This is a genomic window from Stutzerimonas sp. R40042, from assembly GCF_026642215.1.
GTDB lineage: Bacteria > Pseudomonadota > Gammaproteobacteria > Pseudomonadales > Pseudomonadaceae > Stutzerimonas > Stutzerimonas frequens.
Genome location: NZ_CP113258.1, coordinates 1,995,786 through 2,008,388 on the forward strand (window position 1 = coordinate 1,995,786; position 12,603 = coordinate 2,008,388).

Annotated in this window: 14 protein-coding genes; 6 read left to right on the plus strand and 8 right to left on the minus strand. The window is 62.8% G+C overall.

The annotated features are described in order from the left end of the window. Positions 1-69 precede the first annotated feature (69 nt). The 5 genes from recR to OUY36_RS09590 all read left to right on the plus strand — a co-directional run bounded on the left by recR (position 70) and on the right by OUY36_RS09590 (position 4,132). On the plus strand, positions 70-669 hold the full coding sequence (recR, locus tag OUY36_RS09570; protein WP_102841319.1) for a recombination mediator RecR: 600 nt from the start codon (positions 70-72) through the stop codon (positions 667-669). Positions 670-814: 145 nt separating this feature from the next. Then, positions 815-1,804 carry an ABC transporter substrate-binding protein gene (locus tag OUY36_RS09575; RefSeq protein WP_063543425.1) on the plus strand — a complete coding sequence of 330 codons (990 nt, stop codon included), beginning with the start codon at positions 815-817 and terminating at the stop codon, positions 1,802-1,804. A gap of 100 nt (positions 1,805-1,904) precedes the next feature. Next, complete coding sequence (locus tag OUY36_RS09580) at positions 1,905-2,651, plus strand: ABC transporter ATP-binding protein (protein WP_102841318.1); 747 nt, start codon at positions 1,905-1,907, stop codon at positions 2,649-2,651. Next, a complete protein-coding gene (locus OUY36_RS09585) occupies positions 2,648-3,421 on the plus strand; it encodes an ABC transporter permease (protein WP_102841317.1) in 774 nt (257 codons plus the stop codon). The genes OUY36_RS09580 and OUY36_RS09585 overlap by 4 nt, the downstream gene beginning before the upstream one ends. A gap of 9 nt (positions 3,422-3,430) precedes the next feature. Then, positions 3,431-4,132, plus strand: a complete 702-nt coding sequence (locus OUY36_RS09590; protein WP_267937804.1) for a transporter substrate-binding domain-containing protein — start codon at positions 3,431-3,433, stop codon at positions 4,130-4,132. Between the two features lie 29 nt (positions 4,133-4,161). Here the strand turns inward: OUY36_RS09590 and OUY36_RS09595 are convergent, their stop codons facing one another. The 4 genes from OUY36_RS09595 to hemN all read right to left on the minus strand — a co-directional run bounded on the left by OUY36_RS09595 (position 4,162) and on the right by hemN (position 7,615). Next, the gene (locus OUY36_RS09595; protein ID WP_267937807.1) at positions 4,162-4,770 is read right to left on the minus strand and encodes an SCO family protein; all 609 of its coding nucleotides are present in this window, start codon (positions 4,768-4,770) and stop codon (positions 4,162-4,164) included. Between the two features lie 36 nt (positions 4,771-4,806). Beyond that, entirely contained in the window at positions 4,807-5,355 is a 549-nt protein-coding gene (locus OUY36_RS09600) for an adenine phosphoribosyltransferase (protein ID WP_063543415.1), read from the minus strand. Between the two features lie 28 nt (positions 5,356-5,383). Continuing rightward, positions 5,384-6,118 carry a fumarate/nitrate reduction transcriptional regulator Fnr gene (gene fnr, locus OUY36_RS09605; RefSeq protein WP_003301790.1) on the minus strand — a complete coding sequence of 245 codons (735 nt, stop codon included), beginning with the start codon at positions 6,116-6,118 and terminating at the stop codon, positions 5,384-5,386. A 114-nt stretch (positions 6,119-6,232) separates the two neighbouring features. Continuing rightward, on the minus strand, positions 6,233-7,615 hold the full coding sequence (hemN, locus tag OUY36_RS09610) for an oxygen-independent coproporphyrinogen III oxidase (RefSeq protein ID WP_267937812.1): 1,383 nt from the start codon (positions 7,613-7,615) through the stop codon (positions 6,233-6,235). A gap of 203 nt (positions 7,616-7,818) precedes the next feature. Between hemN and nadE the strand changes: the two genes are divergently transcribed. Continuing rightward, on the plus strand, positions 7,819-8,643 hold the full coding sequence (gene nadE, locus OUY36_RS09615; RefSeq protein WP_200629930.1) for an ammonia-dependent NAD(+) synthetase: 825 nt from the start codon (positions 7,819-7,821) through the stop codon (positions 8,641-8,643). A gap of 17 nt (positions 8,644-8,660) precedes the next feature. On the opposite strand, the gene OUY36_RS09620 is transcribed toward nadE, so the two are convergent. The 4 genes from OUY36_RS09620 to OUY36_RS09635 all read right to left on the minus strand — a co-directional run bounded on the left by OUY36_RS09620 (position 8,661) and on the right by OUY36_RS09635 (position 12,597). Then, positions 8,661-9,377: a sulfite exporter TauE/SafE family protein gene (locus OUY36_RS09620; protein WP_102841312.1), complete on the minus strand. Its 717-nt coding sequence runs from the start codon at positions 9,375-9,377 to the stop codon at positions 8,661-8,663. Further along, the gene (gene ccoS / locus OUY36_RS09625) at positions 9,370-9,582 is read right to left on the minus strand and encodes a cbb3-type cytochrome oxidase assembly protein CcoS (protein ID WP_063543407.1); all 213 of its coding nucleotides are present in this window, start codon (positions 9,580-9,582) and stop codon (positions 9,370-9,372) included. The genes OUY36_RS09620 and ccoS overlap by 8 nt, the downstream gene beginning before the upstream one ends. Before the next feature lie 92 nt (positions 9,583-9,674). Continuing rightward, positions 9,675-12,089, minus strand: coding sequence for a heavy metal translocating P-type ATPase (locus OUY36_RS09630; protein ID WP_267937820.1), 2,415 nt, complete (start codon positions 12,087-12,089; stop codon positions 9,675-9,677). 7 nt (positions 12,090-12,096) lie between these two features. Continuing rightward, the gene (locus tag OUY36_RS09635; protein WP_156246004.1) at positions 12,097-12,597 is read right to left on the minus strand and encodes a FixH family protein; all 501 of its coding nucleotides are present in this window, start codon (positions 12,595-12,597) and stop codon (positions 12,097-12,099) included. Positions 12,598-12,603 lie beyond the last annotated feature (6 nt).

A 12,603-nucleotide genomic window follows, 5' to 3' on the forward strand; every position in this document is an offset into this window, starting at 1 on the left:
AGGTCCCACCCGGGCCGTCCGCTTGCCAGGGAGCGGCCCGCTTTTCCAGTGATTCAAACCGAGACGCTCATGAGCTTCAGCCCGCTGATTCGGCAACTCATCGATGCCCTGCGCATTCTTCCCGGCGTCGGGCAAAAGACCGCACAACGCATGGCGTTGCAGTTGCTCGAGCGCGACCGCAGCGGTGGCCTGCGCCTGGCGCAGGCGCTGACGGCGGCGATGGAAGGGGTTGGCTACTGCCGGCAGTGCCGCACGCTGACCGAAGACGATCTGTGCCCGCAGTGCGCTGATCCGCGGCGCGACGATTCGCTGCTTTGCGTGGTGCAGAGCCCGGTGGATGTGTTCGCGGTCGAGCAGACTGGCTTTCGTGGACGTTATTTCGTGCTCAAGGGGCATCTGTCTCCACTCGATGGCTTGGGTCCGGAAGCCATTGGCATCCCCGAGCTTCTGGCGCGTGTTGCGGACGGTGCATTCACTGAAGTCATCCTCGCGACGAACCCCACGGTGGAAGGGGAGGCGACGGCGCATTACATCGCGCAGATGCTGATTCCAAAGGGGCTGACCATCAGCCGAATCGCCCACGGCGTTCCGCTGGGCGGCGAACTGGATCTGGTCGACGGCGGAACCCTCGCCCATGCCTTGGCCGGCCGCAAGACGATCAGCCTATAACCTGCAGCATTGATGATATGCCACCTCGGTAGTGCCGTTTCCCGTGTGATTCAGGTACAGTTCTAAGCCATTAACATTAGATAACTAAAACGAATATAGTCCTTCGTTCTGGTTATATGTACTGGCTATCCGAATCGAGGTCGAAATGAAAGCAAAGCATTGGCTGGTTCCGGCTCTGCTGTTGCTGAGCGCGTTTGCTCAGGCGCAGGAGAAGTTCAAGGTTGGCTACATCCGCGTGATGGACGATGCCCAGGCCATGGTTGCACATGAGGCTGGCTTGTATAAGAAGCACGGCCTTGATGTCGAGCTGATCGAGTTCAGCTCCGGTACCGATCTGATCAAGGCGATCGTTGGTGGGCAGTTGGATACCGGCGTGCTCGGCTTCACCAATGCGGTGGCCTGGGCTTCCAAAGGCGCAGATCTCAAGGTCGTGGGCGGTGCTCAGCAGGGCTACCACTCCATCGTGGCGCTTGAGGGTTCGGGCATCGAGAAGGTTGCGGACCTGAAAGGTAAGATCCTTGCCTCCCAGAAAGAAGGAAGCACGGCCGATGCGGTGCTGCGCGGCGTGACGCTGAAAAGCGCAGAGCTCAAGCCGAGCGACGTCAACATCATGGGTGTCAGCCCGGCCGTTGCGGTGCAGTCGCTGGTCTCCGGACGTGTCGATGCCGCCTTCCTGTTCGAGCCATACGATCGCATCGCGCAGCTGGTTGCACCGGTTCAGCAGGTCTACGAGATCGGTGAAGTGTGGCCGTTCCCGTGCATGGTTGTGATCACCTCCGGCGACACCCTGGCCAAGCGCAAGGACGCCGTCTGGAAGTCGCTGGATGCTCAGCGCGATGCCATCGAGATGCTCGACAAGCAGCCAGCCGAGGCAGCCAAGCTGATCGCCGACTACTTCATCGCCGAACCGACGCTGAAAACGCTCAAGCGTGGTGAGCTCGCTCGCGAGGTGGTGATCGAGGAGGCGATCGGCACCCAGACCTTCAGCGCCAAGCTTGGCCAGGATGATCTGGCGCGCATTCAGGAGCTGGCGGACATTCTGCAGGAGCTCGGTTCGCTGAAGACCCGCGATGGCAAGCCGTTCGACACCAGCGCCATCGTCGATCTGTCCTGGCAGGAAGCTCGCCAGCTCTGATCGCTCCCTCTGTTTGGAACCACACGGGCCCGGCCTTGCGCCGGGCCGTTTGCATCGCCCGCATTGCCGGGCAATTTCGTTTCTGGATTTGCGGATTTTTATGCAACTCAGGTTTGAAGAAGTAGACAAGCGCTTCGGGCAGCTCGAAGTCATCAAGGGATTCAGCGGCGAGTTCGCCCAGGGCGAGCTGGTCGCATTGGTCGGGCCTTCAGGCTGTGGCAAGTCGACCCTGTTGCATCTGGTTGCGGGGCTGGAGAAGCCCAGCGCTGGCCGCGTGCTTGCCGATGGCAAGCCGATCACCGAGCCGAGCCCGCGGCGAACGCTGGTGTTCCAAGAGCATGCGCTGTATCCCTGGCTCAGCCTGCAGGGCAATGTGGCCATGGCGCTCGAGCTGCAGGGCGTGGCCAAGGGCGAGGCGTTCGAGCAGGCGCGCGTCTGGCTCGAGCGTGTCGGGCTCAATGGCTTCGAGCACTACTATCCGCACCAGGTTTCCGGTGGCATGCGCCAGCGTACGGCCCTGGCCCGGGCTTTTATCGCCAAGCCCGAGGTACTGCTGCTGGACGAGCCGTTCGGCGCCCTCGATGCACTGACTCGCATGGCGCTGCAGGATGTGCTGCGCGAGCTGATCGAGGAGCATCAGCCGACCGTGCTGCTGGTTACCCATGACGTCGATGAAGCCCTGTATCTGGCCGATCATGTGCTGGTTTTCAGTGCGCGGCCGACTCGGGTGCTCAAGACGTTCAATTTCACCCATTGCGAAAAAAGCCACGACCTGTCGGACTTCGCTGCCGAGCGTAAGGAAATCCTCAGCCTGCTGGGCATCAAGACGGAGGTAGCGCACCCATGAGTCAGGCTCGTCGTCTAACCGGCCCGAAGAAATACCTCGCCGTCGTTCTGGCCATCCTGTTCATTCTGCTGATCTGGCAGGTGGCGGCCTGGAGCCTGCCTGCGTTCCTCATGCCGGGTATCCCGACCGTCGTTGAGCGTCTGATCACCACGATCCAGCAAGCGGAGTTCCGCGAAGGCCTGTACGGCAGCATGAGCCGCCTGGGCAGTGGTTATGGCTTCGCCTTGCTGTTCGGCATCGGTTTCGGCCTGGTCGGGGGCGTACTGTTCTTCTTCCGCGAGATCCTGCGCTCGGCCATTGTCATCCTGCAGTCGATTCCGTCGATCGCCTGGGTGCCGCTGTTCCTCATCGTGATGGGCTTCGGCAACCTGCCGATCATCGTCGTGGTGGCGCTGGCGGCGTTCTTCCCGATGGCGCTTTCGGTGATGAACGCCACCGAGAGCGTGCAGCCAGTGCATGTCTCGGCCGCACGGGTGATGGGCGCTTCGCGTTGGCAGCTGCTGCGCCGCGTGTACCTGCCGGCGGTGATGCCAGAGCTGATCACTGGTGCCCAGCTGGCCTTCGGTAATGCCTGGCGTGCACTCATCTCCGCCGAGATGCTGATCGGTTTCGGTCAGGGCCTGGGTCGCTCGTTGGCTTACTCCGGGGAGATCGCCGATATGGTGGGGGTCATGATGAACATCCTGGTGATTGCCATTCTCGCGACCCTGATCGATCAGGTGGTGCTGGAGAAGTTCAAGCAGCGAATGCTGCGCTACCAGTACGTCTAGGATTGGCCCGTGCCTGCTTCGTCGCGCATCGTTCTGTGGCTCGCCTTGTTGGCGCCAGCTGCGTCCTTGGCCGAGCCGCTGCCGATAGCGCTGCCCGAACACCGTGTGCTCTCGAGTAGCGAGACGGAGAGTTTCGAGTCGGCGCTGGCCGAGCAGATCGGCGCCGAGCTCGGGCGTCCGGTGCAGCTCGTGGTGTCGGAAGGAGAGGCCGCCGTGCGCATGGATGCCAGCCTGCCGCGTGGCGTGAGTGCCTACTATCGCGCCGTGCCTGCCGCGCTCGTCGCGACCGAGGCGGGGCCCGCCGGCTGGGCCGATCTTCACGATCAGCCGGTCTGCGTCAGCAATGCAAGCCCCTATGCGGCACTGCTGCGCCAACGCTTTGCGGCATCTCCGCGGCAGTATCCCAGCACAGCGCACGCACTTATCGGCCTCAAGCTCGGCGAATGCGTGGCGGTGGTCGAGGATGAAGGCTTACTGACGGAGCTGGCCACCTTGCCGGAATGGCGCCGCTACAAGCGACTGCTGCCTGCGCTGGGCAACGCCGAGCGGCAGCTTCGCCTGGTTGCTGACGATACTAAACTACAGCAGGAGCTCGACGCGCTCATCGCTCGCTGGTCCGCGGACGGCAGCCTGGCGGAACTGACGCGGCAGTGGATCGATGAGGTCGCCTTTCAGGCCTATGTGCTGGCCGACACTCTGGATTGCCACTGATCGCCTCGCAGTCAACATCAGCGGCTTGTTCAGTGCTCGGTATCGACGATCCGCGGTAGCGCTCGCTGCAGTCCATCGAGCATGAGTGGGGCGCGAATGTGCCCACGCAGGGTGCCGTCGGGGCCCACCAGCGCCAGATTGCCGCTGTGGCTGACGCTGTAGTCGCCCTGAGTCTCGTTCGCCGGCACGAACGGCAGGCCGAGCGCCCTGGACAGCTGCTGTAGTTGCTCCATTTCGCCGGTGAGGCCGCTGAAGCCCGCGCGGTAGTAATCGAGATAGGTCTTCAGCTGCTGCGGTGTATCGCGCGCAGGATCGGCAGTGATCAATACCAGCTGCAACCGCTCGCGGGTATCGCTCGGTAGCTGGCTGAACAGTCGGCGCATGTCGCTCAGCGTCGTCGGACAGATGTCCGGGCAGGCGGTGAATCCGAAGAAAAGAATATGCCAGCGTCCCTGCAATGACCGCGTGTCGAACGGCTGGCCATCCTGGTCGATCAGCGTTAGCGGAGGTATCACACGCTCACGCGGCAGCAGCAGAACATTCGCCTCATCCAGCAGGGCGTCACGGTCCAGTGCCAGTGCTGGTGTGGTCCAGGCAAGCGCAAGAATCAGCAGGCAGCGCCAGAGAGTCATTGGCACAGCGGCTCCTCTAGATCGCGTCGAGGCCGTAACTGATCAGCGGTCGCTCAGCGCGAAGGCGGTCAGGGTAAAGGTCGGAATGCCAATGTCCTGCAGCTTCTGCGATCCGCCGAGCTCGGGCAGGTCGATGATCGCAGCGGCTTCATGGATGCTGGCACGCATGCGCCGCACCAGCTGGGCAGCGGCGAGGAGGGTGCCGCCGGTGGCGATCAGGTCATCGAACAGCAGTACCGAATCGCCTTCGCACAGGCTGTCGGCATGGATCTCCAGGTGCGCTTCGCCGTATTCGGTGCAATAGGCCTGCGACAGCACGTCTGCGGGCAGTTTGCCCTGCTTGCGGAACAGCACCAGTGGCTTGTTCAGCTCATATGCGAGGATCGAACCGATCAGAAAACCGCGGGCGTCGAGTGCGCCGATATGGGTGAAGTCGGCTTCCACGTAGCGCTGGATTAGGCTGTCAGCCACCATGCGCAGCGCTTTCGGCGACTGGAAAAGAGGGGTGATATCGCGAAAGATCACGCCCGGCTGCGGAAAATCCGGCACCGGGCGGATCAGGGTCTTGATGCTGAATTCGTCGAAGATCATCGGGTTACTACTCCAAAAACTCGGTGACTCAGACGTCCATGGCACCGCCGGCGAGGGCGCACAGTCCGATGGAATCCAGAATGCGCACCTCCTTGCCCTCGGCTTCGAGCAGGCCGTTCTGCTGGAAGCGGGTGAATACGCGGGATACGGTTTCGACCGCGAGGCCCAGATAATTGCCGATCTCGTTGCGCGACATGGGCAGGCGGAACTGGTTAGCCGAGAAGCCCCGCGCACTGAAGCGCGCCGAGAGGTTGATCAGGAAGGTGGCGATGCGCTCATCGGCGGTCTTCTTCGACAGCAAGAGCATCATCTGCTGATCGTCGCGGATCTCGCGGCTCATGATGCGCATCAGCTGGCGGCGCAGTTGCGGCAGCAGCACGCTCAGTTCATCGAGTCGCTCGAAAGGAATTTCGCATACCGATGTGGTTTCCAGCGCCTGGGCCGTGACCGGGTAGCTTTCGGTGTCCATACCCGACAGGCCGACCAGCTCGCTGGGCAGGTGGAAGCCGGTGATCTGCTCCTCGCCGCCATCGGTCACGCTGAAGGTACGCAGCGCCCCGGAGCGCACCGCGAATACCGAGCTGAACACGTCGCCCTGGCGGAACAGTGTCTCGCCTTTCTTCAACGGGCGTCCGCGCTTGACGATGTCGTCCAACGCGTCCATGTCCTGCATGTTCAGGGACAGGGGCAGGCAGAGCCCGGAAAGGCTGCAATCCTTGCAGTGAGCTTGCCGCTGCGCACGGACCTTGATCGACTCGGACATAGAGGGCTTCCTGGAAAACCGGGTTATAGCGCGCAAGGTTAACTCAGCTTGTCGACCATAGCCAATCGGCGCGAGGGTCGCAGGGGCTTCGAGACAGGCCGTCCTTGGGGAAGGTTAGATCACATGGAATTGGCCGCGGGCGGCGTCTTCCGGCAGGTAGTGATCGAACAGCATGCAGATGGAGCGAACCAGCAAGCGCCCGGCAGGTTGGATGATCAGGTGACTGTGCGTCAGTTCGAGCAGCCCGTCCGCCGCCATGTGCTCGAGGATCGGCCAGATTTCGGCGAAATACGCGCGGAAGTCGATGCCATAGGCATGCTCAATAGTGGCGAAGGACAGTTCGAAGTCGCAGATCAGTGACTGAATGACGGCGCGGCGGATGCGGTCATCCTGGTTGCAGCGCAAACCTCTGGCTGTCGCTAACTGGCCGAGATCCAGTTGATGCTGATAGTCGGCGATATCCGCGCTGTTCTGGCAGTACAGGTCGCCGATCTGGCTGATTGCCGATACGCCGAGACCAATCAGATCGCAGTGGCCATGGGTGGTGTAGCCCTGGAAGTTGCGCTGCAGGCTGCCATCTTCCTGTGCCATTGCCAGCTCGTCGTCAGGCAGTGCGAAGTGATCCGCTCCGATGTAGCGGTATCCCGCATCGGTGAGCTGCTCGATGCTGCGCTCGAGTATGGTCAGTTTATCGGCCACAGACGGCAGGTCGGACTGGTTGATACGTCGCTGTGGGGTGAATCGCTCGGGCTGGTGCACGTAGTTGAACAGGGACAGGCGATCCGGCTGCAGCTCGATTACGGCGTCGACGGTCCTGGCAAAGCGGTCCGGGCTCTGCAATGGCAGGCCGTAGATCAGATCGATGTTCAGTGAGCGGTACTGTAACGTGCGGGCCGCATCGATGATGGTGCGGGTCTGTTCGAGGGTCTGCATGCGGTTAATCGCGCGCTGCACGTCAGGGTCCAGATCCTGGACACCGATACTCAGGCGATTGAAGCCAAGTTCTCTGAGCAGACCGATGGTTGGCCAGTCCGCTTCGCGGGGATCGATTTCGATGCTGAAATCCCCGTGATCGTCGTCCTGCAGATGGAAATGCTGGCGCAGGTGGCGCATCAGCCTTCGCAGTTCGTCATGACTGAGAAACGTGGGGGTACCGCCTCCGACGTGCAGCTGCTCGACGACCTGTTCCGGGCTCAGGTGGCAGGCGATCAGCTCGATCTCCTTTTCGAGACGCTCCAGGTAGGGGAGAGCGCGGCCCCGGTCCTTGGTGATGACCTTGTTGCGACCGCAGTAGTAGCAGGCGTTGGCACAGAATGGCAGATGCACGTACAGCGACAGCGGATGCACGGCCAGACGGCTGCTGCGCAGCGCGTGAAGGAGGTCGAAGGATCCGATCTTGTCGTTGAACTGGGCCGCTGTCGGATACGACGTATAACGCGGGCCAATCTGATCGTAACGACGGATCAGGTCGGCATCCCAGCGAATGGAGTCGAGCATGTGGTGTTTCCGGTCATGACAGCGGTCGCTGGATTCTAGGGGGAGCGCCTGGCACCGGACTTGACCTGTATCAAACTTGGTCTGACCCTAGCCAGCGGTACCAAATCGATGCCTCCGGGCGCGAAGATTCCGCCGCAGCCGTGGTCGGACATTACATCGAATCGTATTGATCAGCAGAGCCTCACAAGGCCAAGGAGAGTTTCATGCACAGCCGCCAGCAAGAAATTGCAGCTGCGCTCAACGTCTGCGCACCGTTTAGCGGGCCCGACGCGATTCAGGCCGAAATCGACCGGCGCGTGGCCTTCATCCAGCGCTGTTTGCGTGAGTCTGGAATGAAGACGCTGGTGCTGGGCATCAGTGGCGGGGTCGACTCCACGACTGCCGGTTTGCTCGCCCAGCGCGCGGTCGAGGGCATGCGGGCGGCTGGCGAAGGAGATTACCGATTCATTGCGGTTCGTCTGCCTTACCAGGTCCAGCATGATGAACATGAGGCGCAGCTCGCCGTGGACACGATCAAGCCGGACGAATGCCACACCGTAAACATCGGTACAGCTGTGCTTGGTCTGGCTGCAGCGACCGAGGCCCTCGAACCGTTAAGTCCCGAGCAGCGCGACTTCGTGCTGGGCAACACCAAGGCGCGCATGCGTATGGTCGCGCAGTACACCATTGCCAATGCCCGGCAGGGGCTGGTCATCGGGACTGATCATGCTGCGGAAGCGGTGATGGGCTTCTTCACCAAGTTTGGCGATGGGGCTTGTGATCTGACGCCGTTGGCGGGGTTGGTGAAGGATCAGGTGCGCCAGCTGGCCGGGGCTCTAGGTGCGCCGGAGCAGCTGGTTCACAAGGTGCCCACCGCTGATCTCGAGGAGCTGTCGCCCGGCAAGCCCGACGAAGCGGCACACGGCGTGACCTACCGCCATATCGACGACTTTCTGCAGGGCAAGCCAGTGCCAGAGGAAGCGGCGCGCATCATCGTCCAGACCTACGACAAGACGGCGCACAAGCGTCAGCTACCCAAGGAGCCTTGAGGCGCACTGGCGATTGACTAATGCGAGTGGCTGCCATTCGACGCAGCCGAGCCATGCCCCATCAGCCACTGCTGATGCGGGCCGGGCATGGTCCAGATGCCGAACAGAATGACCATGATGCCCCCGGCGACACGTACTCCGCGCTTGCGCAGGAGCGTCGTCAAGCGTTCTGCGGCGAGGCCGGTGGCAAGCAGTACCGGCCAGGTGCCGATGCCGAACGCCAGCATCAGCATGGCACTGTCCAGCGCATCACCCTGGCTGGCCGACCACAACAATGTGCTATAGACCAGCCCGCACGGCAGCCACCCCCAAAGCGCGCCCAGAATCAGGGCTCTGGAAACGCTGGTCACAGGCATCAGGCGACTGGCGACGGGCTGGATATGCCGCCAGAGGCCGCGGCCGAGGGCCTCGACGCGAGTCAGCCCGCTCCACCAGCCGGCCAAGTACAATCCCATGCTGATCAGCAAAAGGGCAGCGATGACCCGCAGCGTCATTGCCGCGGGGCTCTTTGCCACGGCCCAGCCGGCCAGGCCGATGAGGAAGCCGGCAAGCGCATAGCTCAATACGCGGCCCAGGTTATAGGCGAACAGCAGACGCAGACGCCGGGCGCGCTGCTCCGGCGGGATGGCCATGGTCAGGGCACCCATCAGGCCGCCGCACATGCCGAGACAGTGGCCTCCGCCGAGCAATCCAAGCACCCAGGCGGATAGCAGCAAGGGCGCCAGCTCATTCACCTTTGCGTTGCTCCTGCTGCTGCTCGTCGGTTTCCTGAGGGCCTCCGCTGGACGGCCGTTGCGGCTCTTCATCATCGAACAGGATGCTGTGTGCCGGTCCGTCCAGATCGTCGAACTGGCCGCTGTCCACCGCCCAGAAGAACACCCAGATTGCCAGAGCCACCAGTACCACTGCGACAGGGATCAGGATATACAAAGCCGCCATCGGGACCTCCATGCGCTGAAGCGAAAGCCTTCAGCGCGGAAAAAATGCGTAGCCAGTACCTCGCGTGCGTCGAGGTGCCTGAGCCGCATGTGTCAGCCGAGCGCCTTGGGTAGGCGGGTCAGCCGAAGTGCGTTCAATACCACCAGCAGCGAGCTTGCCGACATGCCCAGTGCCGCCCAAAGGGGAGTGACCCAGCCTATCGCGGCGAACGGCAGGATCAGGCCATTGTACAGACTCGCCCAGACGAGGTTTTCGATGATGATGCGCCGGCTGCGGCGTGCAACCTCGAACGACTGCGCCAGGCTGCCAAGACGGTTCGAGAGCAGCACAGCGTCAGCGCTGGTCTTCGCCAGATCGGTAGCCGAGCCCATGGCAACGCTGATATCGGCAGCGGCCAGAACTGGCACGTCGTTGACGCCATCACCGAGCATCAGCACCCGATGTCCTTGTGCCTGCAGTGCTTGCAGTCTGGCAAGCTTTGCCGCGGGGGTCAGGCCGCCCTCGGCCTGGTCGATGCCCAGCTCGGCAGCGATCTGACCGACCATCGGTGAGCTGTCGCCGGAAAGCAGGAGCGTCTTCCAGCCACGACCCCGGCAGGCATCGAGCAGCGCTGGTGCGTCGTCACGCAGCCGGTCGTCCAGAACCAGCCAGGCGAGTGGCCCGTGGTCATCGCCGAGCAACAGCCATTGCCCCATGTCTCCGGGAATCGATGGGGGTGGATTACCGTAGCCTTCTGCCACGAAGCTCGGCTGGCCGATACGCAGCACGCGTCCGTCGACGCTGCCCACAAGGCCAAGGCCTGGCACGGTCTCGACCGACTCCGCCGGCAACGGCGCACGTCCGAAGGCGCGGGCGATCGGATGCTCGGAGCGGTTCTCGAGGGCGGCGGCCAGTGCCAGGCATGCATCGGCATCGAGAGCGCCGAGGGGGTGTATGGCGCTGAGCGTGAGGCGCCCCTCGGTCAGGGTGCCGGTTTTGTCGAACACCACTGTGTCGATCTGATTGAGCCCCTCCAGGACGTGCCCGCGAGTCAATAGCAGGCCGAGCTTGTGCAGGGTTCCGGTTGCCGTGGTGAGGGCGGTAGGGGTCGCCAGCGACAGCGCGCACGGGCAGGTCGCCACCAGCAGCGCGAGGACGATCCAGAACGCCCGTTGCGGGTCGATCTGCCACCAGACCAGACCGACAACGGTAGCTACGACCAGGACCACCAGAAGGAACCACTGTGCAACCCGATCGGCCAGCTCTGCCAGTTTCGGTTTGTCCGCTTGCGCCCGCTCCAGCAGCCGGACGATGGCGGACAGGCGGGTGTCGTCTCCCAGCGCCTGGACTTCGATGGTCAACGGACCTTCCACATTCAGGGTGCCTGCGGTGACGGCATCGCCTGCACCTCGTGGCAGCGGCAGATACTCGCCAGTGAGCAGTGATTCATCGACGCTGGATTGACCGCTGATGATCGTGCCATCCGCTGGAATCAGTCCGCCAGGTTGCACCAGCACCTGATCGCCCAGTCGCAGTTCGCTGAGCAGAATACGGCTGCTATGGCCCTGCGCATCAAGCCTCAGGCACGAAGCCGGCAGCAGGTTGACCAGCTGCGCGGTGGCGGCTGCGGTCCGCTCGCGGGCCCTTCGCTCAAGATAGCGTCCTGCCAGCAGAAAGAGGGCGAACATGCCGACCGCATCGAAATAGAGTTCCCCCTGGCCGGTGATCGTCGACCAGATGCCGGCAACGTAGGCACCGCCGATGGCCAGCGACACGGAAACGTCCATGGTCAGATGACGGGTGCGTATGTCGCGCAGCGCCCCCTTGAAGAAGTCCGTGCAGCAGTAGAAGACGATAGGGGTCGTCAGCAGCAGGGCGGTCCAGCGCAGGGTGACGAAGAAGCTCTCCGACAGGTCGAGATTGAACTCGGGCCACGTCGCCATGGTGGCCATCATCACCTGCATCCACAGCAGACCGGCGACACCGAGCTGGCGCAGCGAGCGGCGATTCTCGTTAGCCAGGCGTTCAGCGGCCTCATCGGCGCGGTAGGGATGAGCGGCGTAGCCAATGCGACGAAGCTCAGCCAGCAGCTCGCTGAGCGGCAGCTCCGAGTCGCTCCAGCGCACGTTCAGTCGGTGGTTGGACAGGTTGAGGCTAGCCTCGGCAACGCCCCTGACGTTGCGCAGATGGCGCTCGATCAGCCAGCCACAGGCAGCGCAGCTGATGCCCTCGATCATCAGAGACGTGCTGGCCAGGTCGCCCTGGTGCTGGACAAATGGTTGTTGGACGTCCTGGCGATCGTACAACGCCAGTTCTTCGCCGAGCTCCTGCGGAAGCGCCTGGGGATTGACTGCCGTATCGCTGCGGTGCTGGTAGTAGCTTTCCAGCCCGCCTTTGACGATGGCCTCAGCGACTGCCTGGCAACCCGGGCAGCATAAGGCCCGCGTCTCGCCCAGCACGCGGGCCTGGAAGTGGCTGCCGGCCGGAACCGGCAGACCACAGTGGTAGCAGGGAGTAGGCGTTGCCATCTGCGGCTCAGGGCTTCAGTTCAAGCGCGCGGCCGGTTTCGATGGTTTTTTCCTCGTACAGACGCCAGTCCTGATCACCTTCGCGACCAAGCAGTTCGATGAAGCGTCGCCCGGTTACCGATTCCTGCATCTGCCCCTGATAAAAGCCGTCACCCTGCGGCTGCAGGATGATGCGGCGATCGCGCTCGGGTTGGGTTGGCGAGAGCAGGTTGAGAACAAGCTGTTGGGGGCGACTCGCGCCGCTGAGCTGCACTTCTGCCAGCCCGCGCTCGTCGTTGAGGACGAGGCGGGCTTGCATGTCCAGTCGCTCGGCCAGTTTCTCGCGTTCCAGCGACTGGTTGATGCCCTTGCCGGCATCGTAGTAATTGTCAGCGACAAGGGTATCGGCGTTGCGGATCGCAATGGTCAGCAGCGAAAGGCCGAGCACGACGGCGATCAGCAGGATCGCGATGACGAACCAGGCCCAGAACTGGGTGTACCAACGCGTTTGTTCGTTGTCAGAGCGCATGTATTA